Annotated in this window: 29 protein-coding genes and 1 pseudogene; 19 read left to right on the forward strand and 11 right to left on the reverse strand. The window is 69.5% G+C overall.

All coding sequences use genetic code 11. The annotated features are described in order from the left end of the window. Positions 1-39 precede the first annotated feature (39 nt). Complete coding sequence (locus BM004_RS17450) at positions 40-330, forward strand: YciI family protein (RefSeq protein ID WP_093128911.1); 291 nt, start codon at positions 40-42, stop codon at positions 328-330. Here the strand turns inward: BM004_RS17450 and BM004_RS17455 are convergent. From BM004_RS17455 to BM004_RS17465, 3 genes are all read right to left on the reverse strand, one after another. Next, the gene (locus BM004_RS17455) at positions 317-1,447 is read right to left on the reverse strand and encodes a pirin family protein (RefSeq protein ID WP_093215288.1); all 1,131 of its coding nucleotides are present in this window, start codon (positions 1,445-1,447) and stop codon (positions 317-319) included. The genes BM004_RS17450 and BM004_RS17455 overlap by 14 nt on opposite strands. 196 nt (positions 1,448-1,643) lie before the next feature. Next, positions 1,644-2,060 carry a VOC family protein gene (locus BM004_RS17460; RefSeq protein WP_093215290.1) on the reverse strand — a complete coding sequence of 139 codons (417 nt, stop codon included), beginning with the start codon at positions 2,058-2,060 and terminating at the stop codon, positions 1,644-1,646. Positions 2,061-2,164: 104 nt separating this feature from the next. Further along, the gene (locus BM004_RS17465; RefSeq protein ID WP_093215293.1) at positions 2,165-3,574 is read right to left on the reverse strand and encodes an amidase family protein; all 1,410 of its coding nucleotides are present in this window, start codon (positions 3,572-3,574) and stop codon (positions 2,165-2,167) included. Between the two features lie 84 nt (positions 3,575-3,658). Between BM004_RS17465 and BM004_RS17470 the strand changes: the two genes are divergently transcribed. After that, positions 3,659-5,239, forward strand: a complete 1,581-nt coding sequence (locus tag BM004_RS17470) for a CYTH and CHAD domain-containing protein (protein ID WP_093215295.1) — start codon at positions 3,659-3,661, stop codon at positions 5,237-5,239. Positions 5,240-5,293: 54 nt separating this feature from the next. On the opposite strand, the gene BM004_RS17475 is transcribed toward BM004_RS17470, so the two are convergent. From BM004_RS17475 to BM004_RS17485, 3 genes are all read right to left on the reverse strand, one after another. Then, entirely contained in the window at positions 5,294-5,770 is a 477-nt protein-coding gene (locus BM004_RS17475) for an FKBP-type peptidyl-prolyl cis-trans isomerase (RefSeq protein ID WP_093128916.1), read from the reverse strand. A gap of 76 nt (positions 5,771-5,846) precedes the next feature. Further along, positions 5,847-6,902, reverse strand: coding sequence for a virulence RhuM family protein (locus BM004_RS17480; protein ID WP_093215297.1), 1,056 nt, complete (start codon positions 6,900-6,902; stop codon positions 5,847-5,849). 96 nt (positions 6,903-6,998) lie between these two features. Continuing rightward, positions 6,999-7,913: a LysR family transcriptional regulator gene (locus BM004_RS17485; protein WP_093215300.1), complete on the reverse strand. Its 915-nt coding sequence runs from the start codon at positions 7,911-7,913 to the stop codon at positions 6,999-7,001. A gap of 87 nt (positions 7,914-8,000) precedes the next feature. Here BM004_RS17485 and BM004_RS17490 point away from each other — a divergent pair, with 87 nt between their 5' ends. The 15 genes from BM004_RS17490 to BM004_RS17560 all read left to right on the forward strand — a co-directional run bounded on the left by BM004_RS17490 (position 8,001) and on the right by BM004_RS17560 (position 21,690). Next, entirely contained in the window at positions 8,001-8,387 is a 387-nt protein-coding gene (locus BM004_RS17490; RefSeq protein WP_093215303.1) for a DoxX family protein, read from the forward strand. 55 nt (positions 8,388-8,442) lie between these two features. Next, entirely contained in the window at positions 8,443-9,030 is a 588-nt protein-coding gene (locus BM004_RS17495) for an NADPH-dependent FMN reductase (protein WP_093128920.1), read from the forward strand. Then, positions 9,027-9,881, forward strand: a complete 855-nt coding sequence (locus BM004_RS17500; protein ID WP_093215713.1) for a pirin family protein — start codon at positions 9,027-9,029, stop codon at positions 9,879-9,881. Before BM004_RS17495 ends, BM004_RS17500 begins: the two co-directional genes overlap by 4 nt. A gap of 179 nt (positions 9,882-10,060) precedes the next feature. Then, the gene (locus BM004_RS17505) at positions 10,061-11,266 is read left to right on the forward strand and encodes a M20 aminoacylase family protein (RefSeq protein ID WP_093215306.1); all 1,206 of its coding nucleotides are present in this window, start codon (positions 10,061-10,063) and stop codon (positions 11,264-11,266) included. Between the two features lie 34 nt (positions 11,267-11,300). Then, positions 11,301-12,296: a tripartite tricarboxylate transporter substrate-binding protein gene (locus tag BM004_RS17510; RefSeq protein ID WP_371269903.1), complete on the forward strand. Its 996-nt coding sequence runs from the start codon at positions 11,301-11,303 to the stop codon at positions 12,294-12,296. 153 nt (positions 12,297-12,449) lie between these two features. Further along, complete coding sequence (locus BM004_RS17515; RefSeq protein WP_093128924.1) at positions 12,450-12,956, forward strand: helix-turn-helix domain-containing protein; 507 nt, start codon at positions 12,450-12,452, stop codon at positions 12,954-12,956. A gap of 20 nt (positions 12,957-12,976) precedes the next feature. Continuing rightward, complete coding sequence (locus tag BM004_RS17520; RefSeq protein ID WP_093215311.1) at positions 12,977-14,284, forward strand: type II toxin-antitoxin system HipA family toxin; 1,308 nt, start codon at positions 12,977-12,979, stop codon at positions 14,282-14,284. Positions 14,285-14,406: 122 nt separating this feature from the next. Beyond that, on the forward strand, positions 14,407-15,156 hold the full coding sequence (locus tag BM004_RS17525) for an outer membrane lipoprotein (protein WP_093215314.1): 750 nt from the start codon (positions 14,407-14,409) through the stop codon (positions 15,154-15,156). A gap of 144 nt (positions 15,157-15,300) precedes the next feature. Further along, the gene (locus BM004_RS17530; RefSeq protein ID WP_093128927.1) at positions 15,301-16,215 is read left to right on the forward strand and encodes a dihydrodipicolinate synthase family protein; all 915 of its coding nucleotides are present in this window, start codon (positions 15,301-15,303) and stop codon (positions 16,213-16,215) included. A 51-nt stretch (positions 16,216-16,266) separates the two neighbouring features. After that, the gene (locus tag BM004_RS17535) at positions 16,267-17,418 is read left to right on the forward strand and encodes a branched-chain amino acid ABC transporter substrate-binding protein (protein WP_093128928.1); all 1,152 of its coding nucleotides are present in this window, start codon (positions 16,267-16,269) and stop codon (positions 17,416-17,418) included. A 13-nt stretch (positions 17,419-17,431) separates the two neighbouring features. Then, positions 17,432-18,367 carry a 4-hydroxyproline epimerase gene (locus BM004_RS17540; protein ID WP_093215316.1) on the forward strand — a complete coding sequence of 312 codons (936 nt, stop codon included), beginning with the start codon at positions 17,432-17,434 and terminating at the stop codon, positions 18,365-18,367. Between the two features lie 11 nt (positions 18,368-18,378). After that, positions 18,379-19,482 carry an NAD(P)/FAD-dependent oxidoreductase gene (locus BM004_RS17545; RefSeq protein ID WP_093215319.1) on the forward strand — a complete coding sequence of 368 codons (1,104 nt, stop codon included), beginning with the start codon at positions 18,379-18,381 and terminating at the stop codon, positions 19,480-19,482. Then, positions 19,479-19,727: a (2Fe-2S)-binding protein gene (locus tag BM004_RS17550; protein ID WP_093215322.1), complete on the forward strand. Its 249-nt coding sequence runs from the start codon at positions 19,479-19,481 to the stop codon at positions 19,725-19,727. The genes BM004_RS17545 and BM004_RS17550 overlap by 4 nt, the downstream gene beginning before the upstream one ends. After that, positions 19,724-20,998 (forward strand): NAD(P)/FAD-dependent oxidoreductase, encoded by a 1,275-nt coding sequence (locus BM004_RS17555; protein WP_093215325.1) that lies wholly within the window; start codon positions 19,724-19,726, stop codon positions 20,996-20,998. Before BM004_RS17550 ends, BM004_RS17555 begins: the two co-directional genes overlap by 4 nt. Positions 20,999-21,021: 23 nt before the next feature. After that, on the forward strand, positions 21,022-21,690 hold the full coding sequence (locus BM004_RS17560) for a GntR family transcriptional regulator (protein ID WP_093215716.1): 669 nt from the start codon (positions 21,022-21,024) through the stop codon (positions 21,688-21,690). 9 nt (positions 21,691-21,699) lie between these two features. Here the strand turns inward: BM004_RS17560 and BM004_RS17565 are convergent, their stop codons facing one another. Further along, positions 21,700-21,957 carry a tautomerase family protein gene (locus BM004_RS17565; protein WP_093215327.1) on the reverse strand — a complete coding sequence of 86 codons (258 nt, stop codon included), beginning with the start codon at positions 21,955-21,957 and terminating at the stop codon, positions 21,700-21,702. A 108-nt stretch (positions 21,958-22,065) separates the two neighbouring features. Between BM004_RS17565 and BM004_RS17570 the strand changes: the two genes are divergently transcribed. Continuing rightward, on the forward strand, positions 22,066-23,004 hold the full coding sequence (locus BM004_RS17570; RefSeq protein ID WP_093215329.1) for a fatty acid desaturase family protein: 939 nt from the start codon (positions 22,066-22,068) through the stop codon (positions 23,002-23,004). On the opposite strand, the gene BM004_RS17575 is transcribed toward BM004_RS17570, so the two are convergent. Continuing rightward, complete coding sequence (locus BM004_RS17575) at positions 22,992-23,942, reverse strand: EamA family transporter (protein WP_093215331.1); 951 nt, start codon at positions 23,940-23,942, stop codon at positions 22,992-22,994. The two genes, BM004_RS17570 and BM004_RS17575, sit on opposite strands and share 13 nt — an antisense overlap. An 81-nt stretch (positions 23,943-24,023) precedes the next feature. Here BM004_RS17575 and BM004_RS17580 point away from each other — a divergent pair, with 81 nt between their 5' ends. Next, the gene (locus BM004_RS17580) at positions 24,024-24,911 is read left to right on the forward strand and encodes a LysR family transcriptional regulator (protein ID WP_093128936.1); all 888 of its coding nucleotides are present in this window, start codon (positions 24,024-24,026) and stop codon (positions 24,909-24,911) included. A gap of 272 nt (positions 24,912-25,183) precedes the next feature. Here the strand turns inward: BM004_RS17580 and BM004_RS17585 are convergent. From BM004_RS17585 to BM004_RS41450, 3 genes and pseudogenes are all read right to left on the reverse strand, one after another. Next, positions 25,184-25,282, reverse strand: a pseudogene (locus tag BM004_RS17585) (MerR family DNA-binding transcriptional regulator); the annotation flags it as partial. Between the two features lie 19 nt (positions 25,283-25,301). After that, entirely contained in the window at positions 25,302-25,634 is a 333-nt protein-coding gene (locus BM004_RS17590; RefSeq protein WP_093215334.1) for a hypothetical protein, read from the reverse strand. Positions 25,635-25,726: 92 nt separating this feature from the next. Then, complete coding sequence (locus BM004_RS41450) at positions 25,727-25,897, reverse strand: hypothetical protein (protein WP_177206526.1); 171 nt, start codon at positions 25,895-25,897, stop codon at positions 25,727-25,729. Between the last annotated feature and the right edge of the window lie 12 nt (positions 25,898-25,909).

Genomic DNA, 25,909 nt, shown 5'->3' on the forward strand with positions numbered 1-25,909 from the left:
GCCCATAGGATGGTGGTTCCACGACTCTGCGTCACCACCATGTTCATCGTCACACTGACCTACATCCGGCCGCTCGACGAACTCGACGTGCTGATGGACGCGCACATCGCCTGGCTCAAGAAGCACTACGAAAGTGGTCTGTTCCTGGCCTCGGGCCGACAGGTGCCGCGCAAGGGCGGCGTGATCCTGGCGCGTTCGGGCGACCGCGACGGGTTGCAGGCGGTGCTGGCGCGCGACCCGTTCGTGCTGAACGGCGCCGCGCGCGCCGACATCCTGGAGTTCGTGCCCAGCATGACCGCGCCGGGCGCGGAGGCCCTCAAGAGCCTTTGACCGTACCCGCTGCAGCCACCGCAGCTGCAGTAGCCACAACAGCCGCCGGCTGCGCCGGCAGCTCTTCGCGCCCGCCCGGGTGCTTCGCGAAGCGCGCCGTCTGCATGCCGTGCACCGGCGCCGAGTCGGCGAAGGGCCAGCCGCCGAACTGCGTGCGGCGGTAGTCGGCCATGGTCTGGCTGATCTCGGCCTGCGTGTTCATCACGAAGGGGCCGTACTGCACCACCGGCTCGGCAATCGGGCGGCCCTGCAGCACCAGGAACTCGCTGGTGTCGTCGGGGCCGTTGGCCAGCTCCACGGGCATGTCCGCGCGCAGCTCGATGGCCACCGGGCCTTCCACGCGCTGGCCCGCCACATGCGCTGCCGCCCCCTTGAAGAAATACAGCATGCGCCGCGTGCCCTCGCCCGCCGCGGCGGGCAGCGTCCACTGCGCGCCGGGCGTCATCTTCAGCGTCCAGATGGCCACGTCGGCGTCGGCCTGCGCGGCCCACGAGTCGGGCGGCGGCGCCAGCGGCTGGATCGGTTCCTGGCCGCCCGCGGCGTCGCCGCCGATGCGCCCCGCGATCACCGCGACCTCGGTGCGTCCGCCCTTCGCGTCGTCGGAGCCGAAGCGCGGAATCGCGTCCGACCAGAACATGGTGAAGTGCGGCTCGGCCATCTTGCTTTTCGCGGGCAGGTTCAGCCAGATCTGGAACAGCTCCAGCGGGTTCGGCGCGCCGGCGTCCAGCAGCGGGAACATCTCCGAATGCACGATGCCCTTGCCGGCCGTGAGCCACTGCACGTCGCCGCCGCCGAAGCGCGCGGTGGCGCCCAGCGAGTCGGAGTGGTCCACCAGGCCCTTGCGCACGATGGTCACCGTCTCGAAGCCGCGGTGCGGGTGCGAGGGAAAGCCCGGCACCGTGTCGCCGTGGTACATGCTCCAGCCGTCCTTGCGGCTGAAGTCCTGGCCGATCTGGCGGCCGGCCAGCGACGCCTCGGGGCCCATGCGGCCGTTGCCCTGCGGGTAGGCGTCGTCGTGGTAGACGCAGAACAGGAACGGGTCGATCGTCTGCCACGGGAAACCGAGGGGCGCGATCTGCACGATGGGGCTGAGGCTCTTGTTGTTGTCTTCGGACATGTCGATATTCCTTTGCACGTGGGGCATGGCCGATGTTGCCTTGCCGGTGACTGGAATATCGGGGTGCCGCCGCCGTCCGGTAGATGCCTTGCCTGCAACAGTGAAGAGCGCGTATGGAACGATCGGCATCGTTCTTTCCTTCGTCTTTCGTCCTTGGTGCCTGCCGCGGGGTCGTCTCGGTTGCCCGGTGACGCGGTTACTGCTTGGGCATCTCGACGTTCGGGTCCATGAACACCAGCTCCCACAGGTGGCCGTCGATGTCCTGGAAGCCGTGGCCGTACATGAAGCCGTAGTCCTGCGGCTCGCGCGGAATGGTGCCGCCAGCGGCCTTGGCCCTGGCCACCAGCTCGTCGACCTCGGCGCGGCTCTCGCACGACAGGCACAGCAGCACCTCGGTGCTGGTGGCGGTGTCCGCCAGGCTCTTGGTGGTGAAGGTCTTGAAGAACGCCTCGACCAGCAGCATGACGTGGATGCTGTCCTTCTGCACCACCATGCAGGCAGCGTTGGCGTCGGTGAACTGCGGGTTGAAGGTGTAGCCCAGCGCGGCGAAGAACGCCTTGGTCTTGTCGAGGTTCTTGACGGGAAGGTTCACGAAGATCTGCTTGGTGGCCATGGTGTCGTCCTGTGTCGGTGAGGGGAATGATGGGTTTTTGCCGGCGTCTTGTGTACGCCGTCCACAAAAGATACCAAACAAACTGGACGCCGTCCACATGATTTTCAGCCGGGCTGATCGGGCAGTGGATCGGCCAGTGGACTGGTCAGCGGATCGGCCAGGAGCGCGGCCAGCGCGAGCGTGCTGCGGTCTTCGAAGTACGGCCCGACGATCTGCACGCCCAGCGGCAGCCCGCCGGCCGTGCGGCCCGCGGGTGCCACGGTGGCGGGCACCCCGCCGAGGCTGGCGAGGCTCGACCAGGCCGCCCCCTGCGCGCCGTAGGGTGTGGCGCGGCCGTCGATGGCGAGCGTGCGGCGCGACCAGTCCGGCTCGCTCACGTGCTCGAAAGCGGCGCAGCCGAAGACGGGGCACAGCACGGCGTCGAACTGCGTGAACAGCGTGCGCAATTGGGCGCGGATGCGGGTGCGCGCGGCCAGCAGGTCGAACCACGCGCGCAGCGACAGCGGCGACTGGCCGCCCGGTTCGGCGTGGGCGAGCACCGTCTGCACGATGCCACCGTAGGTGTCGCCGACCTCGGCCAGGTCGGGCAGCAGCGCAGACCGATGAGCCAGCACCGCACCCGCGTCGGCAAGCCGCCGCGCGGCCGATTCGACGGCCGCGCGCACGTCGGCACCCACGGCAGCCTGCGGATGCGACGTGACCACGAGCACGCGCCAGCCGCTGGCCGCCGCATGGCGCGGCGCGGGCAGCCGACCGTGGCCGTCGGCCGTGAACATCGCGTCGGGGCCTGCCAGCACGTCGAGCGCCAGCGCCAGGTCTTGCGCGCAGTGGCCGATCGGCCCGATCACCGACGGCAACCCCGCCGGCGGCTCCTCGGTGCCCGGGAACGCGAAGCCGCGCGTCGGCAGCAGGCCGTGGCTCGGCTTGTGCGCGTGCACGCCGCAGAAGGCCGCCGGAATGCGCAGCGAGCCCATCAGGTCCGAGCCCAGTTCGAGCGCGACCATGCCCGTTGCCACGGCAACCGCCGCGCCGCCCGACGAGCCGCCCGGCGTGCGGTGCGCGTCGAGCGGGTGCACCGTGCGCCCGTACACCGGGTTGTCGCATTGCCAGTCGGCCAGCGCGGCGGCCACGTTGGTCTTGCCGAGGATCACCGCGCCGGCCGCCTTCAGCCGCTGCACGGCCACCGCGTCCTGCGCCGGCACGGAGCCGCGAAACGGCGGCAGTCCCCAGCTGGTCGGCAGGCCGGCGACGTTGAAGGCCTCCTTCACCGTCATCGGCACGCCGAGCAGCGCGCGCCGCTCGCCGCGCGCCAGCGCCGCGTCGGCCTGCGCGGCCTGCCGGCGGGCGCGTTCGAAGTCGCGCACCACCGCCGCGTTGAGCCCGCCGTCGAGCGACTCGATGCGCGCGATGGCGGCCTCGCACAGCGCGGCCGCGCTGACCTGCGCTGAGGCCAGTGCCTCGGCGCAGCGCGCCGCGCCGGCGGACAGCAGTTCGGTCGGGTTCGTCGTTGCCATGGTCCGTGCCCTTTCTCGTCTCGCTCGATGGACCCGGTGCGCCCGGTGCTTCCGTGTTGCGGGGGCCGGAGAAGACGGGGCATCATGGCCGCCATGGAAATCGAGTTCAAGTTCTGCATTCCCGCCGGCCGCCTGAAGGCCGTCGAAACCGCCCTCAAACGCGGCGCCGTCGAACGCACCCGCCTGCAGGCCCGCTACTTCGACACCGCCGACCTGCGCCTGGCCGCCGACGGCATGGTGCTGCGGCTGCGCAAGGAAGGCCCGCGCTGGGTGCAGACCGTGAAGGCCACCGGCGACAACGCGCTGCACCGGCTCGAGCACAACGTCGACCTGGGCACGGCGGGCGCCGCACCGCAGATCGATCCGCTGCGCCACCAGGGCACGCCCGTGGGCGAGCGGCTGGCCAGGCTGCTGGGGCATGGCGACGAGGGCGGCGAGGGCGACGCAGCGCCTGCACCGCTGGTCGAGCGGCAATCCACCGACATCGTGCGGCTCACGCGCGACGTGCGCGTCACCGGGCCCGGCGGCGCGGTGGTCGAGATGGCGCTGGACGTCGGCAAGGTCGTCGCGTTCGCAGGCACGCCCGAGCAGCGCGAATCGCCGGTGTGCGAGCTGGAACTGGAGCTGAAAAGCGGCGATGTGCGTGGCCTGGTGTCGCTCGCGCGGCGCTGGTCGCAGCAGCACGGGCTGTGGTTCAGCACCGTGTCGAAGGCCGAGCGCGGCGCACGGCTGCTGGCGGCGAAGGAGACCGTGGATGCGGTGAAGGCCGAAGCGCCGCGCTTCGCCACGCCGCACCCCGACGGGCGTGCCGTCCAACAGGCCGTGGTCGCGTCGTGCCTCGCGCAGATGCTGCCGAACGCGAGCGAGATCGCGGCGGGAAGCAGCGACGAAGAGCAGGTCCATCAGCTGCGCATCGGCATCCGCCGCCTGCGCACGGCGCTGCGCGAATTGGCGGCGCTCGATGCGTCGTCGGTACACTTCCAGCCGGCCGAATGGGAGCCGCCGCTGGTCGAGGCTTTCCGCGCACTGGGCGCGCTGCGCGACCGCGAGCAGGTCGTGAAGCTTGCGCAGCCGCGGCTGAATGAAGCGGGCGCGCCGGCGTTCGACCCGCTGGCGGGCGACGACACGGCGGCCAACGCACCGTCACCCGGCGACGCGGTGCGCGCACCGGCGTTCCAGGGCGTGCTGGTGTCGCTGATCGCATTCACTGCGGTGGAACATGCTGAATCTGAGGAGGCCGCGGAGGCTGGCCCGGCAAGCGCCGACGACGCCCGCCGCCTGCTGCGCAAGCGCCTGCAGCATCTGCACAAGCAGGTGCTGCGCGACGGCCAGCGCTTCGAGTCGCTTGACACCGAGCACCAGCACCGCGTGCGCAAGCGGCTGAAGCGCCTGCGCTACCTCGCCGAGTTCGTGGCGCCGCTGTTCGATGCGCAGGACAAGGACGCGGCCGAGCGCTACCTGAAGGCGCTGCGCCCCGCGCAGGACGCGCTGGGCGATTTCAACGACGAGGCGGTGGCGATGGCGCTGTACCGCGAAGCCACCGGGCGCGATGCGCGCGCGTGGTTTGCGGTGGGGTGGTTCACCGCGCGGCATCCGGCGGGCGCGAAGGCGTGCCGGAAGGCACTGGAGAAGATCGAGGACGCGCCGAGGTTCTGGAAGAAGTAGTCAGACGGAGCAGGCGGCCGCCGAGCGCGTCGGCCTCAGCCTGCTGGCGCCTTGTCAGTGATGGTGCCCGTGCGCCCCATGCACATGCCGGTGCTCGATTTCCACCGGCAGCGCCGTGCGCACGTCCGTCACCTGCAGGCTGAAACGCAGCGCCTTGCCGGCCCATGGGTGGTTGCCGTCGAGCAGCACGACCGGGCCCTTGATCTTCATCACCGTGAAGACATGCTCGGTACCGTCGTCGAGCCGGCCTTGCAGCTGGCCGCCGATCTTCACGCCCGGCGGGAAGTCGGTCTTGGGGATGCTGCGAACCAGTGCCTCGTCGCGCTGGCCGAAGGCGTCTTCGGGCGAGAGGTCCACCACGGTCTGGTAGCCCTTCTCCTTGCCATCGAGCGCCTGCTCGATCTTGGGCAGCGTGTTCTCGTACCCGCCATGCAGGTAGGCCATCGGCTCGGGGCTCGCCTCGATGAGCTTGCCCTGGGCGTCGGAGACTTTGTACTTGATGGTGACGACGGTGTCTTTTTCGATTTTCATGAAGTGATGAGCTGACGGATGCGATTCGACGGATTTTCACGCATTCTGATGCGTGGCATCTCCGCGAGACCCGGTATCAGGAAGCGTCGCGCTCGCCCTTGTTTTGCGACAGCTGGCGTTCTGCCCGCTCCAGTTCCCTGAGGTCTTCGGCGTCGGCGTCCTGCGATTGCATCTCGCGTCGCCGGATGTCGAACTTCTCATACCTTCCGTGCACGATCTCGACCATCTCGTCGTGGCTCATGCGCCCGGTGCCCTTGAGCAACGGGCTTTCATTGAATTCGATGAAGGTGTCGACATAGGCCCGCCAGTCCGTCATGCGCAGGTCCTTGCGCCTCTCGGCGCGAAGCTCCGCAAAGTCCAGGAACAGCGTGACGATGCGGTTGAGATGGTCGATCTCGTCGGCGTTGAGGTAGTTCTTGGCAACGATCACATCGGCCTTGCGCACGCGCCCTGCTTTCCATGCGGTCAGCGCCATGTTGGGTGCGCCGGAGTCGGCGCGCTGCACGACGATCTCGGCGGCGGTGTGCTGCGTGACCGCATAGAACATCTTGTTTTGTACTTCGGCGAAGAACAGACCCACGGCCTCCGGGTCGTCCTTGTAGTCCACCGACAACGCAAAGACGTCGCGCACCTTTTGGTAGAAGCGTTTCTCCGATGCCCGTATGTCGCGGATGCGTTGCAGCATCTCGTCGAAATAGTCCCAGCTTCCCGGGTCCTTGAGCCGGGCGTCGTCCATGACGAAGCCCTTGACGAGGTACTCCTTCAGATGTGCCGTCGCCCATTGGCGGAACTGGGTGCCGCGAGGGGATTTCACGCGGTAGCCGACGGCCAGGATCATGTCCAGGCTATAGAGCTTCAGAGGCCGCCGCACCTCGCGTTTGCCTTCGATTCGAACCATTAAGTCTTCCTTAATAGTTGCCTCGGGCAACAGTTCGTCCTCGTCGAGCACGTTCCTGATGTGGATGTTGATGTTCGGAACCGAGGTCTGGAACAACGCCGCCAGTTCCATCTGCGTCAGCCATATGGTGCCGTCTTCCGTCCGCAGAAAAAACCGCGCGCTGCCGTCTTCCGTGGTGTACAGCACCAGCTCTCCCTGGCCCGAAGGTTCTGCTTCATCTGCCGCGTCACGCATGGGCAAGCTCTTTCAAGTAGATGGCCATCAGCTTTCCTGCTTTGTTGCTTTCCGGATGCGCCAGGTCGAGTGGGGGCGGCGCGCGAGGAAATGAGCTTACGGTGCAACGTCGGACAGGATTCCCATGCTGCCCAGCTTTTGCGTCACAAGCTGAATAAATGCCGTCACCGCCAGCGGCAGGTGCTCGCGGCTCGGGTAGACCACGCTCAGCCCCCGCCCGGTATCGCGGTACTGCGGCAGCACCCGCACCAGCAGCCCGTCCTGCTCGTCGCGCGTCGCCATCGACGGCGGCAGCTGCGTGATGCCCAGCCCGGCCAGTGCCGCCTTGCGCAGCGCCTGCGCGGTGTTGCCGGTGAAGCGCCCGGTGACCTGCACCTCTTCTTGCGCCCCGTCCGGCCCGGTCAGCCGCCATGTGGTGTGGCCGGTCGGATGCGGCGGGGTCACGCAGTCGTGGTTGGCCAGCTCCTGCAGGGTCGCGGGCTCGCCGTGCCGCGCGAGGTACGCGGGGCTCGCCAGCAGGCCGCCGCTGCGGGTGGCCAGCCGGCGGCCGATGTAGCCCGAATCGCGCAGCACGCCGCCGCGAAACGCCACGTCGATCTGCTCGGCGATCAGGTCGGCGGCCGCGTCGCTGAGCACGAAGTCGAGCTTCACCAGCGGGTGCGCCGCCAGGAAGTCCGACACCCACTCCATCGGGAAGAAATCGAAGAAGTCCGCCGGCGCGGCCACCCGCACCAACCCGCTGGGCTCCTGCCCTCCCGCTACCAGCGCCTGACCGGCCGCCACCAGCCCGTCGACCGCGCCCGCGCAGCGGTCATGAAAGTCCTGCCCTGCACCGGTCAGCGTGAGCTTGCGCGTGGAGCGCTGCATGAGCCGCGTGCCCAGTTGCGCCTCGAGCTGCTGGATGCGCCGGCTCACGGTGTTCGGCGGCAGCCCAAGCCGCCTGCCGGCCTCGGCGAAGCTGCCGTAGCGCACCACCTGCACAAACATGGCGATGTCGTTGAGGTCGATCATGGCGGGCTGATTCCTTTGAATTCTGGATGAGTGCAATCCGACTCTACCGTCTAGTCGATCAATGGGTGCGTGCCTAACCTTCAGGCCATGACTTCCTCACTCCCTTCTTCCCCCGCCCAGCGCCGCATCGTCTGGGGCGTGCGCATCGTGCTCGCCCTGGCTTTCGGCGCCGCCGGCGCGGCCAAGCTGGCCGGCCTGCCGCAGATGGTCCAGGTGTTCGACGCCATCGGCGCCGGCCAGTGGTTCCGCCATGTGACCGGCCTGGTCGAGGTCGGCGGCGCGGTGCTGCTGCTGGTGCCCGCCACCGGTTTCCTCGGCGGCCTGTTGCTGGCCGTGACCATGGCGTGCGCCGTGGCCACGCACCTGGTGCTGATCGGCGGCAACCCAGCGCCGGCGGTGGTGCTGGCACTGCTGTCGGCCTTTGTGGCCTGGCGCCTGTGGCCGGTGCCACGGGCGGCGGGCACGACCGCCTGATTTCCTTCATTCCCATTTTTCTGCTCTCTTCTTCCCTCACTCAGGAGCTTTCCCCATGACCCAGCAAGCACAACCCCGCATCGGCATCGTCATCGCCTCCACCCGCGAAGGCCGCTTCGGCGAAAAGCCCGCGCAGTGGATCCACGAGATCGCCAATCAGCGCACCGACCTCGCCTTCGAGCTGGTCGACCTGCGCGACCACCCGCTGCCTTTCTTCAACGAAGCCGGCGCGCCGGCCTGGGGTCCGGTGAAGAACGAAGCCGCCCAGCGCTGGCAGGCCAAGCTGGCCACCTTCGACGGCCTGGTCATCGTCACGCCCGAGTACAACCACGGCCCGAGCGCGGTGCTGAAGAACGCGATCGACTGGGCCTACAAGGAGTTCATCCGCAAGCCGATCGGCTTCGTGGGCTACGGCGGCGTGGGCGCGGCGCGCGCGGTGGAGCAGCTGCGGCTGGTGGCGGTCGAGATGCAGATGGCGCCGGTGCGCCACGCGGTGCACATCGGCATGGTGGAGTTCATGGGCATCTGGCAGCAGGGCAAGAGCTTCGGCGACTTCCCGCACCTCGCGCAGGCCGCCACCGCCATGCTCGACGACATGGCCTGGTGGACCCGGGCGCTGAAGACCGCGCGGGAGGCCGCATGACCACGGCTGTCGATACGCGGACCCGCCCCGTCGTCTACCGCACGCGCGGCTCGCGCCACGGCGGCATCACGCGGCTCATGAGCCCGGGCGACCTGGGCGAATTCCTGAAGCCCTTCGTGTTCCTGGACCTGTTCGGCTTCGACACCTCGGGCGGCCACAAGGGCTTCGGGCTGCATCCGCACTCGGGCATCGCCACGCTCACCTACCTGATGGAGGGCGACACGCTCTATGACGACACGACCGGCGAGCGCGGCACGCTGCACGGTGGCGGCGTCGAGTGGATGCGCGCGGGCAACGGCGTGTGGCACACGGGCGGGCCCGCGCCGGGCGTGACGCGCGTGAGCGGCTTCCAGCTGTGGGTGGCGCTGCCGGCCGCCGAAGAGAACGCGCCGGCGCACAGCATGTACCTCGCGCCCTCGCAGGTGCCGCAAGAGGGGCCGGTGCGCGTGCTGCTCGGGCGCCATGGCGCGGCGCAAAGCGCCATCGCGGCACCGTCGCCGATGAACTACCTGGCCGTCGAGCTGAAGGACGGCGAGCGCTGGCGCTACGTGCCGCCGGCCGGCCACACGGTGGGGTGGCTGGCGGTCAGCGCGGGCGCGGTCGGCGTGGGTGACGACAAGGGCGGCCCGATCGGCACCGGCGAACTCGCGGTGTTCGAGGAGACGGAAGACGCGATCGACTTCGTCGCCCATGGCGACACGCGCTTCGTGCTGGGCTCGGCCGCCAAGCACCCGCACGAGCTGGTGATGGGGCACTACTCGGTGCACACCAGCCCGGCCACGCTCGACCAGGGCGAAGCCGAGATCCGGCGCATCGGGACGAAGCTGCGGCAGGAAGGCCGGCTCGGGTAGGTCTCGCCAGCTCCAGGCGTATTCGGACAAGCCTCGCCAGCTCCGGGCGTACTCGGACAAGCCTCGCCAGCTCGAGGTGTGCTCGGGCAAGCCTCGCAATCCCGATGTGCACGCGGCGGGTGGCTGCGCCAGAATCGTTCGCTCCTCATTCGAACGACTTTTTCGCAGCCCGCCCCGCCATGAACATCGCCGATTCCTTCCTTGCCAATGCCGCGCGCTTCGTCGAGATCCGACGCGACATCCACGCCCACCCCGAGCTCGGTTTCGAGGAGCACCGCACCTCCGAGAAGGTGGCGAACCTGCTGACGGGCTGGGGCATCGAGGTGCACCGCGGCATTGCGGGCACCGGCCTGGTCGGCGTGCTTCGCAAGGGCACGGGCGCCCGCACCATCGGCCTGCGCGCCGACATGGACGCGCTGCCGCTGAACGAGGCCAACGAGTTCGCTCACAGGTCGACCAACCCCGGGCGCATGCACGCCTGCGGCCACGACGGCCACACCACCATGCTGCTGGCCGCCGCCTGGCACCTGTCGCAGCAAGGCGGCGACGACTTCGACGGCACGGTGCATTTCATCTTCCAGCCCGCCGAGGAGATGGGCAAGGCCGGCGCCAGGAAGATGATCGACGAAGGCCTGTTCGAGCGCTTCCCGTGCGACGCGGTCTTCGGCCTGCACAACTTCCCGGTGGGCGACGTGGGCCGCTTCGCGCTCAACGAAGGCGCGCTCATGGCCTCGAGCAACACCTACAGGATCACCGTGCGCGGGCGCGGCACGCATGCATCGATGCCGCACACGGGCATCGACCCGGTGGCCGCGGTGGTCACGCTGGCGCAGCAGCTGCAGACCATCGTGGCGCGCACCATTCCAAGCACCGAGCGCGCGCTGCTGGCGGTCACGCAGCTGCAGGGCTCCGACGCGCCCAACGTCATTCCCGACGTGGCCACGGTGGGCGGCACCATCCGCACCTTCTCGATCGACGCCATCGACAAGATCGAGGCCCGCCTGCGCGAGGTGGCCGCGGGCGTGGCGGCGGCGCACGGCTGCACGGCCGAGGTGTTCTTCAACCGTTCGTCGCCGCCGACCGTGAACCACCCGGCCGAGGCGCGCTTTGCCGCCGGCGTGATGCGCGAGGTGGTGGGCGACGACATGGTCACCGACGACTTCCCCGCCGTGATGGGCGCCGAAGACTTCGCGCACATGCTGATCGCGCGGCCCGGCTGCTACGCCTTCCTGGGCAATGGCGACGGCGACCACCGGCTCGACGGGCACGGGCCCGGCCCTTGCATCATCCACAACACCTCGTTCGATTTCAACGACGAGATCATCCCGATCGGTGCCAGCTACTTCGTGAAGCTGGTGCAACGCTGGCTGCCGTCGGGCACCTGAGATTCCCTCCCTGTCTCCCCTGTCGATGACGATGATGAAAGCGGCCACCCAGATGCCTACGACCCTGTTCACCCGACGTTCCCTGGCCGCCCTGGCCGCCGCCGCAGCGGCGCTGTGCGCCATCGCCCCGGTGCATGCGCAGCAGCGCGTGATCCACATCGTCGTGCCCTTCGGCACCGGCGCGGTGCAGGACACGGTGGCGCGCGCCTTCAACAACGAACTGGGCGCGGCGCTCAACGCCAGCGCCATCGTCGAGAACCGCGCGGGCGCGGGCGGCACCGTGGGCGCGGCGATGGTGGCGCGCGCGCCGGCCGACGGCAGCACGCTGGTGCTGGCGGCCGCGAGCCACAACATCGCGGGCTTCCTGTACAACAAGCTGAGCTACGACCCGCTGAAGGACTTCGTGGGCGTGGCCAACGTCGGCAACGCGGGCTACGTGCTGGCGGTGGCGGGCGGCATGGGCGTGTCGACCACGGCCGACTTCATCAAGGAGGTCAAGGCCAACCCCGGCAAGTACAACTACGCCTCGGCCGGCAACGGCAGCGCCACGCACCTGGCCATGGCCTCGTTCCTGGCCAAGGCCGGCCTGCAGATGACGCACATCCCCACCAAGTCGACCGGCGAGGCCGTCAACGAGGTGCTGGCGGGCCGCGTGCAGGCGGTGATCTCGTCGAGCATCGGCGTGATCGGCTTCCAGGACGACGCGCGCATGAAGCTGCTGGCCTCCACCGGGCAGTCGCGCAGTCCCTTCCTGCCCAAGCTGCCGACCGTGGCCGAGAGCGGCCTGCCGGGCTACGCCTTCGACTCGTGGATCGGCCTGCTCGCGCCGGCCGGCACGTCCAAGGCCGAGGTGGAACGCATCAACGTCGCGGCCAACAAGGTGCTGGCGGACCCGGTGATCCAGGAGCGCTTCAAGCGCCTGGGCGTGGAGCCGCGCAGCCAGAGCGCGGAGGAATTCCAGAAGCTGCTGCGCTCGGACTGGGATGCGATGGGGGTGGTGGTGAAGGCTTCGGGGGCGAAGATCGATTGAGGCCGGCTGCATCACTTGGCTGCATCATCCGGCTGCGTTTCAAAAGCCCTGGGCTTGTATTGCGCAAATACAAGCCCAGGCTTGTATATTGAAGATACAGGCTAGGGCCAATATATTGACAAAACAAGCCAGGGCCGATATCTTGATCTCAAGATGGACTATCCACTGCGCTTCGTCGATCAGTTGCGGCCGCACCTCAAGGCGCTGCGAAAAAAGCGCGGCCTGACGCAGGCCCAGGCCGGCGCGCTCGTCGGTGTCAGCCAGGCCCGGATTGCCGAGATCGAAGCCAATCCGGGCGCAGTGAACTTCGAACAACTGATGAGGCTGTTGTCGGCGCTGGGCGGCTCGTTTGCCGTGCGCGAAGACGCGCCTTCGACCCCCGTGCTCCACGTTGTCGACGAGCCCGCGCGGGCGTACGGCACGCTGCCGGACACCGACGTGAAACTCCCGCAAGGCCCAGGGCGCTGGGCCGTCCGGAGAATGAACGATCAATCCGTGTTGGTCAGCCTGGTGGTCCAGGATGCCGCTGGCGCTGTCCCTGCGCGAAGCGCGGGCCCGGGCGAGTTGCTGCGCGCGCTCCAGGCGCTGAACCCGGACAAGGACGTCAAGCCGACATCGCGGCGGAACTTCGTGGTCCGGACGAGGGAAGACGCCTGGTGACACAAGCACTGGATGCATGGATGAACGGCGAGTTCGTCGGCACCTGGTCGGTCGACCGCGATGCTCATTCGTTCCGGTACGACCCGCAATGGCTGGCGCTGCCGCGGCACCGCTCGCTGTCGTTGTCGATCCCGATCAATGCCGCGCGCGAGGTGCGGGGCGACGTGGTCAGGAACTACTTCGACAACCTGCTGCCCGACAACGACAGGATTCGCGCCCGGCTGGGCCGCCGCTTCAACGTCAAGGGCACCAAGGCGTTCGACCTGCTCCAGGCCATCGGCCGCGACTGCGTCGGCGCCGTGCAATTGCTGCCGCAGGGGATGGCCCCGCAGGGCTGGGACCGCGTGGACTGCGAGGCGCTGGACGAAGCGCAGATTGCCGAACTGCTGCGCGCCGTGCCCTCCGATGCACACACGCGCAGCATGCGCGGCGAGGACTTGTTTCGCATCTCCATCGCCGGCGCCCAGGAGAAGACGGCGCTGACCCAGTGGCAAGGCCGGTGGTGCCGCCCACGAGGCGCGACGCCCACCACGCACATCTTCAAGCTTCCGCTGGGCCTGATCGGCGGGTCGAGGCGCGTGGACGCCTCTGACTCCGTGCAGAACGAGTGGCTTTGCGCGCAGATCGTCGAAGCGCTCGGATTGCCCGTTGCGAGAACGACGACGGAGACCTTCGGCGACCAGCGGGTGTTGGTGGTCGAGCGGTTCGACCGGATGCGGATGGCCGGCGGCGAATGGATTGCACGCTTGCCGCAGGAAGATTTTTGCCAGGCGATGGGCTTGCCCGCAGACAGGAAGTACGAGCAGGACGGCGGCCCCGGCATGCTCAGGTGCCTGCAACTGCTGCAGGGCAGCCGGGAACGCAGCGACGGCACAACGTTTCTGCGCGCGCAACTCGCCTTCTTTCTGCTCGCGGCAACGGACGGTCACGCCAAGAATTTCTCGATCCGCCTGCAACCGGGCGACGCCTACGAGATGACGCCGCTCTACGACATCCTTTCGATGTGGCCCTACTTCGGCAACGGCGCCCAGCAGTTGCACAAGCGCGAGGCAAGACTGGCCATGGCGGTTCGCTCGAAAAATGCGCACTACGTGCTGCACACCATCCAAGCCCGTCATTGGCACGAGCTTGCGATCAAGAACGGCGGCATCGCCGCGTGGGACGCGATGCTGGAGATGGCGGAATCGGTGGACGAAGCGTTGGGCGAAGTCGAGGCGCTGCTGCCCGCGGATTTCCCGCCGCGAACCTGGGAGGCCGTCTCGCAGGGCATGCGAAGCGAGACGAAGCGATTTCTCTCGGGCGTCGCGGCGATCGGCAGGGCACCCTAGCGCCCGGCGGCCCATGCCCGGCGACCCATGTAGGACGCCGGTCAATTGACAACGCGCCGGCCGCGCTCATGCTTCCTGCTGGATTCCGGGGCATTCCGTCCCGGACAGCAAAGAGGTTTCCCATGGATCCGACGCCGCCGTTCAACCAACCCGCGGGCTCGCCCGTGAGCAAGTCGCCGAAGGCGTTGTGGGCCGCGATCGGCGTGCTTGCCGTGGCCGTGGTGGCGCTGGGTGGGGTGCTGCTGGGTGGGGTGCTGCTGCACCGGCAGGGGCCGGACACCGCCGCCAGTGCGCCGCCGCCGGTCGTTGCCGCCGCGTCACCCATGGCACCGGACGATTTCAAGCCTGAAGCGATGCCGGCTGCACCGGCCGTGCCGCCGACGGCCGCGGGCCCGGCGCCGCAAGCGATGGCGGCGGCACCCATGCCTGCACCTGCGCCCGTGCCGATGCAGGCCCAGGGCGCTCAACCCGCACCTTCGCCCGCCCCGATGGCCGCCCCGATGGCCGCCGCGCCACCCGCGCCGCCGCCCTGCGCGGTCTGCGGCCACGTCGAATCGGTTCGCCCCGTGCAGAAGCGCCTCCAGAGCACCTCGGGTGTGGGCGCCGTGGCCGGTGGGGTGGTGGGCGGCCTGGTCGGCAACCAGTTCGGCCATGGCAACGGCCGCGCCGCGACCACGGTGCTGGGCGCGGTCGGCGGCGGTTTCGCGGGCAACGAGATCGAAAAGCACGTGCGCACCGTCACGGTCTACGAGGTCGCGGTGCGCATGGACAACGGCTCGGTCCGCACGGTCGAGACCAAGTCCGCGCCGCCGGTCGGCAAGCAGGTCACCGTCAGGCGCGGCGTGCTGCGCCCGGCCGACGGCCGCAAGTAGCGGCCTTCTTCCGCTCCCGTATCCCGCGTATCACACAAGGCCCGAGCGCGGAAGCGCGCTTGCACTACGAATATCTTGACGATATATCCTTAATATATTTAAAGTGCGGCGCTTCCACACCGCACATCCACAAGGAGCGATCAAGTGAGCAATCCCCGCTGGCAAGGCATCTTCCCCGCCGTCACCACCAAGTTCCACGCCGACGAAAGCATCGATGCCGAGGGCACGGCGCGCCACATCGACTTCCAGATCCGCAACGGCATCCACGGCCTCGTCACCTGCGGCTCGCTCGGCGAAGCCAGCACGCTGTCGCTGGAAGAAAAGCTGCAGGTCGCGAAGATCGCGCTGGACGCCGCCGACGGCCGCATCCCGGTGCTGGCCAACGTGTCGGAAACCAGCACGCGGGAGGCGCTGCGCTACGTGGACGGCGCCAACAAGCTCGGCGTGGCCGGCTTCATGGTGATGCCCTCGGTGATCTACGTGGCCGACGCGCGCGAGGCCATGCTCAACGTGCGCACCATCGCCAACGCCGCGCAGAAACCCATCATGGTCTACAACAACCCGGTGGCCTACCGCGTCGACCTGAAGCCGCAGCACATGGTGGAGTTGGCCGACTGCGAATGGATCGCGGCCATCAAGGAAAGCACCGACGACATCCGCCGCATCACCGACCTGCGCAACACCGTGGGCGACCGCTACCAGCTGTTCCTGGGCGTGGACGACCTGGCCTACGAAGGCCTGGCGCTGGGCTGCGACGGGCTGCTGGCGGGCGTGGGCTGCGCGTTCCCGCGCGAAACGGTGGCGCTGTACGACCTGATGAAGGCCGGCCAGTTCGCCGAGGCGCTCAAGCTCTACCAGTGGATGACGCCGATGCTGCACCTGGACGTATCGACCAAGCTGGTGCAGAACCTCAAGCTGATCGACGTGCTGGTGGGCGTGGGCAGCGAGCACATGCGGCGTCCGCGCCTGCCGCTCGTCGGCGAGGAGCGCGCGTTCATCGAAGGCGTCGTGAAAAAGGCGCTGGCGACGCGGCCCGCGAAGTACCAGTCGGTCATGTAGTCGCAGCGCGCGCATTCGCCGCTTTTCATCGTCCCCAACCTAGGAAGAAGCATGAAGACAAGAGCAAGCATGGTTTCGGTTTCCAGCCTCGCCGGCATCGCTGGTCTCGTGGCCCTGGCCGTCGGTGGCCAGGCGTACGCGCAGGAGCAGGTGGTCAAGATCGGTCACAGCGGTCCGCTGTCGGGCCCCAATGCCTTCGCGGGCAAGGACAATGAAAACGGCGTGCGCCTGGCCGTGGAAGAACTCAACGCGAAGAAGCTCAGCGTGGGCGGCAAGACGCTCAAGTTCGAGCTGGTCTCCGAAGACGACCAGTGCGACGCCAAGACCGGCGTGAGCGTGGCGCAGAAGTTCGTGGACGACGGCGTCAAGTTCGTCATGGGCCCGTACTGCTCGGGCGTGGCCATTCCGGCTTCGCGCATCTACAGCGACGGCGGCACCATGGTCTCCACCGTGGGCACCAACCCGAAGGTGACGCAGGGCGGCTACAAGAACCTGTACCGCATCATCGCCAGCGACAACCAGATCGGCTCCAGCATGGCGGTGTACGCGGCCAAGGTGCTGAAGGTGAAGAAGGTCGGCGTCATCGACGACCGCACCGCCTTCGGCCAGGGGCTCGCCGAGGAGTTCACCAAGGAAGCCAAGAAGCAGGGCCTCACCGTGGTCGGCCAGGAGTTCACCACCGACAAGGCCGTGGACTTCACCGCCATCCTGACCAACATGAAGTCCAAGGCGCCCGAGGCCATCTTCTTCGGCGGCTACGCGCCGCAGGCCGCGCCCATGGCGCGCCAGATGAAGCAGCTGGCCGTGCCCGGCAAGCTGCTGGGCGGCGACACCGTGTGCAGCCCGGCCACCGGCAAGCTCGGCGGCGACGCGGTCAACGACCTGGTGTTCTGCGCGCAGGGCGGCTCCATGCTCGAGAAGGCGCAGACCGGCCCGGCCTTCAAGGAGAAGTTCAAGAAGCGCTTCAACGCCGACCCCGATGCCTACGCCGCCTCGTACTACGACCAGGTGCTGTTCATCGGCGAGTCGATGAAGAAGGCCAACTCCATCGATCCCGACAAGGTGGGCGCGGAGCTCTACAAGACCACCTACAAGGGCGTGGCCGCCACCTATGCGTACGACGACAAGGGCAACATGAAGCAGGCGCCCATCACCGTCTTCACGTTCAAGAACGAGGCCCCCGTGCCCATCGCCAGCTACTGACCGGACCCCGCCCATGCAACGCATCCAGGTCATCGACTCGCACACCGGCGGCGAACCCACGCGCCTCGTGATTGGCGGCTTCCCCGACCTGGGGAAGGGCTCCATGGCCGAGCGCCGCGCGCTGCTGGCCGAGCGGCACGACAAGTGGCGCGCGGCCGCCGTGCTGGAGCCACGCGGCAGCGACGTGGTGGTGGGCGCGCTGCTGTGCGAGCCGGTCTCGCCCGATGCCGCGGCGGGCGTCGTCTTCTTCAACAACGCCGGCTACCTCGGCATGTGCGGGCACGGCACCATCGGGCTGGTCGCGAGCCTGGCGCACATGGGGCGCATCGGCGTGGGCGAGCACCGCATCGAGACGCCCGTGGGCACCGTGACGACCACGCTGCACGCAGACGGCTCGGTGAGCGTGCGCAACGTGCCCGCCTACCGGCACCTGCACCAGGTGGCGGTCGACCTGTCCGGCCACGGTGTGGTGCGCGGCGACGTCGCCTGGGGCGGCAACTGGTTCTTCCTGGTGAGCGAGCATGGCCAGCGCGTGGCCAGCGACAACCTCGCGGCGCTGACCGGCTACACCGCCGCGTTGCGCAAGGCGCTGGCGGCGCAGGGCATCACGGGCGCGGAAGGCGCGGAGATCGACCACATCGAGCTCTTCGCCGACGACAGCGAGGGCGCGGACAGCCGCAACTTCGTGCTGTGCCCCGGCAACGCCTACGACCGCTCGCCCTGCGGCACCGGCACCAGCGCCAAGATCGCCTGCCTCGCGGCCGACGGCAAGCTCGCGCCCGGCGCCGTGTGGACGCAGGCCAGCGTGATCGGCAGCCGCTTCGAGGCCAGCTACGCGATGGACGGCGACCAGGTCATTCCCACGCTGCGTGGCCGCGCGCACATCAGCGCCGAGGCCACGCTGCTGATCGAAGAAGACGACCCCTTCGGCTGGGGCATCCGGCTCTGACGCCGCGCGGCATGGACGCGGATGTGATCGTCATCGGCGCCGGCATCGTCGGCGCGGCCTGCGCGCAGGCGCTCGCGCAAGCGGGTGCCCGCGTGCGGGTGCTCGACGCGCGCATCGGCGGCGCCACCGGCGCGGGCATGGGCCACCTCGTGGTGATGGACGACAACCCGGCCGAGCTCGAACTGAGCCGCCGTTCGGTCGCGCAATGGCGCGCGCTGGCGCCGCGCATGAGCGCCGACTGCGCGTACAGCGCGTGCGGCACGTTGTGGATTGCCGCGAACGACGAAGAAATGGCCGAGGCCGAGCGCAAGCAGCAGCGGCTGCGCGCGCATGGCATCGACAGCCGCCTGCTGAACGCCGGCGAACTCGCCGGCGCCGAGCCCGCGCTGCGCAAGGGCCTCGCGGGTGCGCTCGAAGTGCCGGGCGACGGCATCCTCTACGCGCCGAACGCGGCACGCTGGTTGCTCGCGCAGAACGGCGAATCGATCCGCGTCGAGCAGGCGATGGTCGAGGCCATCGAAGACGACGGCACGCTGCGCCTGGCCGACGGCAGCCGGCGCAGCGCGCCGCAGGTGGTGCTGGCCAACGGCATCCAGGCGACCGCACTGTGCCCCGAACTGCCGATCCGCCCGAAGAAGGGCCACCTGCTCATCACCGACCGCTACCCGGGCACGGTGCATCACCAGCTCGTCGAGCTGGGCTACGTGACCAGCGCGCACCAGAGCGACGGCGACTCGGTCGCCTTCAACGTGCAGCCGCGCCCCACCGGGCAACTGCTGGTGGGCTCGTCGCGCCAGTTCGACACGACCGACCCCGCGGTCGAGGCGCCAATGCTGGCGCGCATGCTCCAGCGCACGCTCGACTACCTGCCGGGGCTCGCGAACCTCAACGCGGTGCGTTCGTGGACCGGCCTGCGCGCCGCATCGCCCGACGGACTGCCGCTGCTGGGCAAGCACCCGTGGCGCGAGAAGCTGTGGCTGGCCGTCGGGCACGAAGGCCTGGGCGTGACCACCGCGCCGGGCAGCGCGCATCTGCTGGCGGCGCTGATGACCGGCGCGACACCCGATTTCGACGCGGCGCCCTATGCGCCGCGCAGCCTGAAAGAAATGGCATGAGCGCCCATACCCTGCTGCACATCGACGGCCACCTGGTGCGCGTGAAAGCGGGCAGCTCGGTCGCCGCAGCACTGTGCATGGCCGGCGGCATGGGTGTGGCGCGCACCTCGGTCACGGGCCAGCCGCGCGCGCCGTTCTGCGGCATGGGCGTGTGCCAGGAATGCCGCGTGCTGGTCGACGGCCGGCGCCGGCTCGCCTGCCAGACGGTGTGCGCCGAAGGCATGCGCGTGGAGACGACGGAATGAACGGCATGGCGATGAACCATTGCGACATATTGATCGTGGGCGCGGGCCCGGCCGGCATGGCCGCCGCGGTGGCGGCTGCGGCGAGTGGCGCATCGGTCGTCGTCATCGACGACAACCCCGCGCCCGGCGGTCAGATCTGGCGCGACGGCCCCGGCGCGGCGCTGCCAGCGGCGGCGCGCCAGTGGCTGGAGGCGCTCGGACGCCACGCCAACATCCGCGTGCGCAACGGCACGCGCACCGTGGCCGCGCCCTCCGCGAACGAACTGCTGCTCGAAGACGCCGAGGGCGCCACGCGCATGCGGTGGAACAAGCTCATCCTCTGCACCGGCGCGCGCGAGCTGCTGCTGCCCTTTTCCGGTTGGACGCTGCCCGGCGTGACGGGCGCGGGCGGGCTGCAGGCGCTCGTCAAGGCCGGCTTGCCGGTGGAGGGCGAGCGCATCGTCGTCGCGGGCAGCGGGCCTTTGCTGCTGGCCGCCGCGGCCACGGCGCGCGCCGCGGGCGCGAAGGTGCTGCGCGTCGCCGAGCAGGCCTCTTTCGCCGCGGTGGCGCGCTTCGGCGCCAGCCTCGTGCGCTGGCCCGGCAAGGCCGCGCAGGCGGTCACGCTGGCCGATGCGCAGTACCGCACCTCGGCACGCATCGTTGCCGCGCAGGGCGCCACGCAGGTCGAGTCGGTTCGGCTGCTGCAAGGCGGCCGCGAGGTCGAGATCGCCTGCGAGCGCATCGCCTGCGGCTTCGGCCTCACGCCCAACACGCAGCTTGGCCAGTTGCTCGGCTGCGCGCTCACGGCGCAAGCGCTGTCGGTCGATGCCCTGCAAGCCACGAGCGTCGCGGGCGTCTATGCGGCCGGCGAGTGCACGGGCTTCGGCGGCAGCGAACGCGCGCTGGCGCAGGGGACCATCGCGGGCCATGCGGCCGCCGGCAATGCGCGCGAAGCCAAGGCGCACGAAGGCGAGCGCGCCCGCTGGGACGCCTTCGCCGCGCAGCTGCACCGCAGCTTCGCGCTGGCGCCGGACATCAAGTCGATGCCGCAGCCCGACACGCTCGTGTGCCGCTGCGAAGACGTACCCCTGTCCGCGCTCGCGGCATGCACGGGCTGGACCGACGCCAAGCTGCACCGGCGCTGCGGCATGGGCGCCTGCCAGGGCCGCGTGTGCGGCGATGCGGCGCAGTTTCTCTTCGGCTGGGCGCCGCCGGTGCCGCGGCCGCCGCTGTCGCCGGTCCGCATCGGGACACTGGCGGCGCTCGCGGTCCCGGACGACGCCCGACAATGACGCCGCATCCGCAGAAGAACACCATGGCCGCCCCGACCTCCGACCCCCGACCCCTGCCCAAGCGCCGTGCCGCCGACGTGGCCTACGACGCCATCGAGGCGCTGCTGTCCACCCTGCAGATCCTGCCCGGCAGCCAGATCGTCGAGGCCGAACTGGCCGAGCGCACGGGCCTGGGCCGCACGCCGGTGCGCGAGGCGCTGATGCGCATGGTGTCCATCGGCCTCATCGTGCAGCAGCCGCGCCGCGGGCTGCTGGTGTCGGCCATCGACCTGGCGGACCATCTCGACGTGATCCAGACCCGGCGCGTGCTCGAGCGGCTGATTGCCGCCTGCTCGGCGCGCCGCGCCACCGCGCTGCAGCGCACCGGCATCGTCCGCTGCGCCGAGTTGATGGTCGAGGCCGCGGACCGCGGCGACCTCACCGACTACATGCGCGCCGACCATGCGCTCGACCTCGTCAACCACCAGGCGAGCCACAACGACTCGGCGGTGAAGGCCGTGATTCCGCCGATCGTGCAGTGCCGGCGCTTCTGGTACGCCTACCAGCACGAAGGCGAGATCGTCGAGGGGGCGAACGCGCACCTCGAGCTGGCGCAGGGCATCGCCACCGGCGACGAGGCCGCCGCCATCGCTGGCGCCGAGCGGCTGATGGACTACCTCGAAGTCTTCGCGCGCAAGATCATCGACAAGTAAGGGGGGGCATTAGCCGGGCGGTTCACCGCCCGTCCCGGCGCCTCCGTCGACGCTTTCCTCGCGCCGGCGCTGCCGCAGCACCGTCGCACTTTCCCCACCCTGGCCCCAGTTGTCGGGGTCGATCTCGTCGATCAACACGGTCACGTCTTCCGGTCGCTTGCCCAACACGTCTTGCATGAGCTTCGTGGCGCCGGCGATGAGCGCGGCTTTCTGTTCCTTCGAGGCGGGGGGCTCGCGGCGCGCGAGGCGGATGGTCACGAGGGGCATGGCGGGCGTCCTTCTCGGAGCGATCGGCCGAGGCTGCGCGATTCTGCCAAGCCCGTACCCGGGGAATTCCGCGTGTCCTGCGCGGCATGCCGGCGCATACTGAAACGCATGGCCGTCGCCCCCCGCGCCCAACCCGAAGACTTCTTCAGCACCGAAGAGTGGCGCTCGCTCACCACGCGCTCGTCGTGGAGGGGGCTGGGGCTGGTGCTGCATTGCTGGGGCACGATCGGCGCGGCGATGCTCGTGGGCATCGTGTGGCCGTGGACCGTGCCGCTCATGGTGCCGATCGTCGGCACGCGGCAGCTGGGCCTGTTCATCCTCATGCACGACGCGGCGCATGCCGGGCTGCACCGCAACCGCCAGGTGAACGACTGGGTCGGCTACTGGCTGTGCTCGTCGACGCTGCGCGACTACCGGCCGTACCACCTGCAGCACCACCGCTTCGTGCAGCAGACCGAAGACCCCGACCTGGTGCTGTCGGCGCCCTTCCCCATCACGCGCGCGTCGATGTGGCGCAAGGTCGTGCGCGACCTGAGCGGGCAGACCTTCTACAAGCAGCGCTTCGGCCACATCGCCGAGGGCATGCGCAACCGTGCGCCGGGCGAGTCGGCGCTGAAAGTGTTCGGCCGCGAGCTGGCGAAGGACAAGCGCTTCCTGGTCGCCAACGGCCTCGGCTTGCTGGCTTTCGCCGTTACGGGCCATGGGTGGGCCTGGCTGCTGATGTGGCTGCTGCCCATGGCCACCTGGCTGCCGCTGGTGAGCCGCGTGCGCAACATCGCCGAGCATGCGCTGGTCGCGCAGAACGAGGTCGACCCGATGCGGCAGGCGCGCACCACGCACGCCGGCTGGCTCGAACGCCTGCTGGTGGCGCCCTACTGGGTCAACTACCACTGCGAGCACCACATGTTCACCAACCTGCCCTGCTGGGCCCTGCCAAAGGCGCACCGCCTGCTGCGGCGCCAGGGCGCAACGGCGCGCATGGAAGTGCAGCCCGGCTACCTGAGCCTGCTCAGGCAAGCCACCTCGCCCTTGCCTCAGCCGGCCTGACGCGCCGCCGGCACGGCGCGCACCACCGGCTGCGCCCCGCGCTGCGCGCGCTGGCTGAGCCAGATGCTCGCAATGACGATGCCGATCCCCGCCACCTGCCACGCCGACAGCGCCTGCCCCAGCAGCGCCCAGCCCAGGATCACCGCCGTCACCGGGCTCAGGAAGGCCAGCGGCGCGATCGCCGAGGGCTCCAGCCGCGCCACGCCGCGGAACCACACGATGTAGGTCAGCGCGGCGCCCACCAGGCCGAGCCAGCCGAAGCCGATCCAGTTGTGCAGCGTGAGCGCGGGCAGCGGCGGCTCCAGCAGCAGCGCGAACGGCAACAGCAGCAGGCCGCCCGCGGTGAGCTGCCAGGCGGTGAAGGCCAGTGCCGACACCGGCGGCTGCCAGCGGCGGCTCAACACCGTGCCGAAGGCCATCGACACGGCGGCGGCCACGGCCGCGGCGATGCCGATGGCGTCGAGCGCCGCGTTCGGCGTGAGCACCAGCAGCGCCACCCCGCCGATGCCGACCACCGCCGCCACCACCGACAGCGCGCGCACCGGCGCGCCCAGGAAGGCGCTGGCCAGGAACACCACCATCAGCGGCTGCACCGAGGTGATGGTGGCCGCCACGCCGCCCGGCAGGCGGTAGGCCGCGAGGAACAGCATGGCCCACAGCACCGAGAAGTTCAACGCGCCCAGCACGAAGATGCGGCCCCACCACGCGCGCTCGGGCAGCTTGCGCACGATCAGCAGCAACAGCAGGCCGGCAGGCAATGCGCGCAGCAGCGCGACCGTCAGCGGGTGGTTGGCCGGCAGCAGCTCGGTGGTGACGATGTAGGTGCTGCCCCAGATGGCGGGTGCGGTCGCGGTGAGGAGAACGTCTGTGGTGCGGCTCGTGCGGCTGGCGGAGTTGGTGGGGTTGGTGGGGCTGGCAGGGCTTGTGCGGCGTGTCATGGGTCGAATCTAAGGAGTTGACCCATGGTTGTGAATGCTCGAATAATGAATTGATTCTTTACCGGCAGTCGTCAATCGCGCATGGACCATCTCACGGCCCTCAAGGTCTTCCGCACCACCGCCGCCGCGGGCAGCTTCGCCGGCGCCGCGCGGCAGATGGGGCTTTCGGCGGCGGCCGTCAGCAAGAACATCGCCGAGCTGGAGGCGCACCTGAAGGTGCGGCTCATCAACCGCACCACGCGCCAGATGAGCCTCACGGAGGCGGGCGCGGCCTATGTCGAGCGGCTGTCGCGCATCCTCGACGACCTGAGCGAGGCCGACGCCGCGCTCGCGCCCATGGGCAGCAGCCCCGGCGGCGTGCTGCGCGTGAGCGCGCCGATGACCTTCACGCTCACCGCGCTGTCGCCCGCCATTGCCGAGTTCATGCGCCGCTACCCGAACCTGCGGCTCGAGCTGAACCTGCAGGACAGCCGCAGCGACCTCATCGGCGAGGGCTACGACCTGGTCATCCGCGGCAGCGACCGGCTGGAAGATTCCAGCCTGGTCGCGCGCCGGCTCACGACCATGGCGCACGTGCTGTGCGGCGCGCCCGGCTACTTCGCCGACCGTGGCCGGCCCGCGCAGCCCGAAGACCTGAAGGCGCACGAGTGCGTGCAGTTCACGCTGTCGGACCACGCGAACAAGTGGACCTTCACGCGCGCCGGCCGCAGCGTGGCCGTGCCGATCGACGGGCGCTACAAGGTCAGCTCGAGCATCGCCGTGCGCGACGCGGTGCTGGCCGGTTTCGGGCTGAGCCTGATCCCGCGCATCTATGTCGAGGGCGAGCTGGCGTCCGGCCGGCTGCAGGCGGTGCTGGAAGATTGGGAGGCCGACAGGACGCCGGTGTACGCGGTCTATCCGTCGCGTCACCTGGCGGCGAAGACGCGGGTCTTCGTCGACTTCCTGGTGGAACGGCTGTCGGCGCGCTGACCGTTCAGCAGCGTGCCGATGCGCGTGCGGCGCACCAGCAACTGGTAGCTGGCGAGCGCCACGAACGCGGCGTTCTGGCGCGGCAGGTAGCGCAAGAAACCGCCGATCAGCGCGAAGCTCCACAGCCACGCGGCCGCGTTGCAGGCGAAGGCGATCCAGAACGCGGCGTGGGAAAGCTGATGCGGCGCCGAGCCATTGGCGCCACGCGATGCGCGCAACAGCACGAGGGTTGCGGCGAAGTACACCGGGCCGGCCACCGCATTACCCTTGCAGCGCGCCGAGGGCGCGAGCAGGCCGATGGCGTCGTAGTGGTGCAGCGTGCGCACCGTGAGGCCGGTGTGCCTGGCGAGTTCTCCGACCTTGAGCAGCACGGATCGCCTTGGCGGGAGGTCAGTCGGCTTCGGGCGCCGGGGCCGGCGTGGGCTCCGGGCTGTCCCAGCCCAGCAGCTCGGCCAGCCGCTGCACGATCCACGTGGCCTCGGCGGTCGATACGCCCGACTCGGGCGTGTCCAGCCCGGCGTGGATGCGCCGCAGGATCTCGCTTTCGACCGGCACCTCGGTGTGGTGCTGGATCTGCGCGTGGCCCACGAGGTGGTTGGCGAGGTCTTCGCAGATCTCGTAGCGCGCGCGCACCACGGCGATGGGCTCGCTCAGGCGCTGGCGCGCGTCGCTGTACACCGCGAAGAACGAGGGGGGAATGAAGATCTGGTTGTCGTCGGACATCGCTTGCTTATAGCTGCATGAACTGCCGCCCCAACGACAAAACGCGCCCGTGGGCGCGTTCGTCGTGGCTGCGGGGAGCCAGCGGGGCTGGATCAGCCGCCCTTCGTGGGGCGCTTGCCAGGGTTCTTCTTGCTGCGCGTTGCGGTGCCGCGTTCGAGGCTGACCTTCTGGCCGCCACCGGAGCGAGGCGCGGTGTAGCCGGGCATCGGCGTCGGCTTGGGGGTGGCAACGCGTTCGGCTTCGGTACGGAATGTCTTGGGCATGAAAAGCTCGGG

The sequence above is a fragment of the Variovorax sp. OK212 genome (assembly GCF_900112425.1).
GTDB lineage: Bacteria > Pseudomonadota > Gammaproteobacteria > Burkholderiales > Burkholderiaceae_C > Variovorax.

Excerpts from the sequence above, each read along its gene's own strand:
- BM004_RS17450 (WP_093128911.1), top strand. The coding sequence starts at position 40 with ATGTTCATCGTCACACTGACCTACATCCGGCCGCTCGACGAACTCGAC.
- BM004_RS17455 (WP_093215288.1), bottom strand. The coding sequence starts at position 1,447 with ATGTCCGAAGACAACAACAAGAGCCTCAGCCCCATCGTGCAGATCGCG.
- BM004_RS17460 (WP_093215290.1), bottom strand. The coding sequence starts at position 2,060 with ATGGCCACCAAGCAGATCTTCGTGAACCTTCCCGTCAAGAACCTCGAC.
- BM004_RS17465 (WP_093215293.1), bottom strand. The coding sequence starts at position 3,574 with ATGGCAACGACGAACCCGACCGAACTGCTGTCCGCCGGCGCGGCGCGC.
- BM004_RS17470 (WP_093215295.1), top strand. The coding sequence starts at position 3,659 with ATGGCCGCCATGGAAATCGAGTTCAAGTTCTGCATTCCCGCCGGCCGC.
- BM004_RS17475 (WP_093128916.1), bottom strand. The coding sequence starts at position 5,770 with ATGAAAATCGAAAAAGACACCGTCGTCACCATCAAGTACAAAGTCTCC.
- BM004_RS17480 (WP_093215297.1), bottom strand. The coding sequence starts at position 6,902 with ATGCGTGACGCGGCAGATGAAGCAGAACCTTCGGGCCAGGGAGAGCTG.
- BM004_RS17485 (WP_093215300.1), bottom strand. The coding sequence starts at position 7,913 with ATGATCGACCTCAACGACATCGCCATGTTTGTGCAGGTGGTGCGCTAC.
- BM004_RS17490 (WP_093215303.1), top strand. The coding sequence starts at position 8,001 with ATGACTTCCTCACTCCCTTCTTCCCCCGCCCAGCGCCGCATCGTCTGG.
- BM004_RS17495 (WP_093128920.1), top strand. The coding sequence starts at position 8,443 with ATGACCCAGCAAGCACAACCCCGCATCGGCATCGTCATCGCCTCCACC.
- BM004_RS17500 (WP_093215713.1), top strand. The coding sequence starts at position 9,027 with ATGACCACGGCTGTCGATACGCGGACCCGCCCCGTCGTCTACCGCACG.
- BM004_RS17505 (WP_093215306.1), top strand. The coding sequence starts at position 10,061 with ATGAACATCGCCGATTCCTTCCTTGCCAATGCCGCGCGCTTCGTCGAG.
- BM004_RS17510 (WP_371269903.1), top strand. The coding sequence starts at position 11,301 with ATGAAAGCGGCCACCCAGATGCCTACGACCCTGTTCACCCGACGTTCC.
- BM004_RS17515 (WP_093128924.1), top strand. The coding sequence starts at position 12,450 with ATGGACTATCCACTGCGCTTCGTCGATCAGTTGCGGCCGCACCTCAAG.
- BM004_RS17520 (WP_093215311.1), top strand. The coding sequence starts at position 12,977 with ATGAACGGCGAGTTCGTCGGCACCTGGTCGGTCGACCGCGATGCTCAT.
- BM004_RS17525 (WP_093215314.1), top strand. The coding sequence starts at position 14,407 with ATGGATCCGACGCCGCCGTTCAACCAACCCGCGGGCTCGCCCGTGAGC.
- BM004_RS17535 (WP_093128928.1), top strand. The coding sequence starts at position 16,267 with ATGAAGACAAGAGCAAGCATGGTTTCGGTTTCCAGCCTCGCCGGCATC.
- BM004_RS17540 (WP_093215316.1), top strand. The coding sequence starts at position 17,432 with ATGCAACGCATCCAGGTCATCGACTCGCACACCGGCGGCGAACCCACG.
- BM004_RS17545 (WP_093215319.1), top strand. The coding sequence starts at position 18,379 with ATGGACGCGGATGTGATCGTCATCGGCGCCGGCATCGTCGGCGCGGCC.
- BM004_RS17550 (WP_093215322.1), top strand. The coding sequence starts at position 19,479 with ATGAGCGCCCATACCCTGCTGCACATCGACGGCCACCTGGTGCGCGTG.
- BM004_RS17555 (WP_093215325.1), top strand. The coding sequence starts at position 19,724 with ATGAACGGCATGGCGATGAACCATTGCGACATATTGATCGTGGGCGCG.
- BM004_RS17560 (WP_093215716.1), top strand. The coding sequence starts at position 21,022 with ATGGCCGCCCCGACCTCCGACCCCCGACCCCTGCCCAAGCGCCGTGCC.
- BM004_RS17565 (WP_093215327.1), bottom strand. The coding sequence starts at position 21,957 with ATGCCCCTCGTGACCATCCGCCTCGCGCGCCGCGAGCCCCCCGCCTCG.
- BM004_RS17570 (WP_093215329.1), top strand. The coding sequence starts at position 22,066 with ATGGCCGTCGCCCCCCGCGCCCAACCCGAAGACTTCTTCAGCACCGAA.
- BM004_RS17575 (WP_093215331.1), bottom strand. The coding sequence starts at position 23,942 with ATGACACGCCGCACAAGCCCTGCCAGCCCCACCAACCCCACCAACTCC.
- BM004_RS17580 (WP_093128936.1), top strand. The coding sequence starts at position 24,024 with ATGGACCATCTCACGGCCCTCAAGGTCTTCCGCACCACCGCCGCCGCG.
- BM004_RS17590 (WP_093215334.1), bottom strand. The coding sequence starts at position 25,634 with ATGTCCGACGACAACCAGATCTTCATTCCCCCCTCGTTCTTCGCGGTG.
- BM004_RS41450 (WP_177206526.1), bottom strand. The coding sequence starts at position 25,897 with ATGCCCAAGACATTCCGTACCGAAGCCGAACGCGTTGCCACCCCCAAG.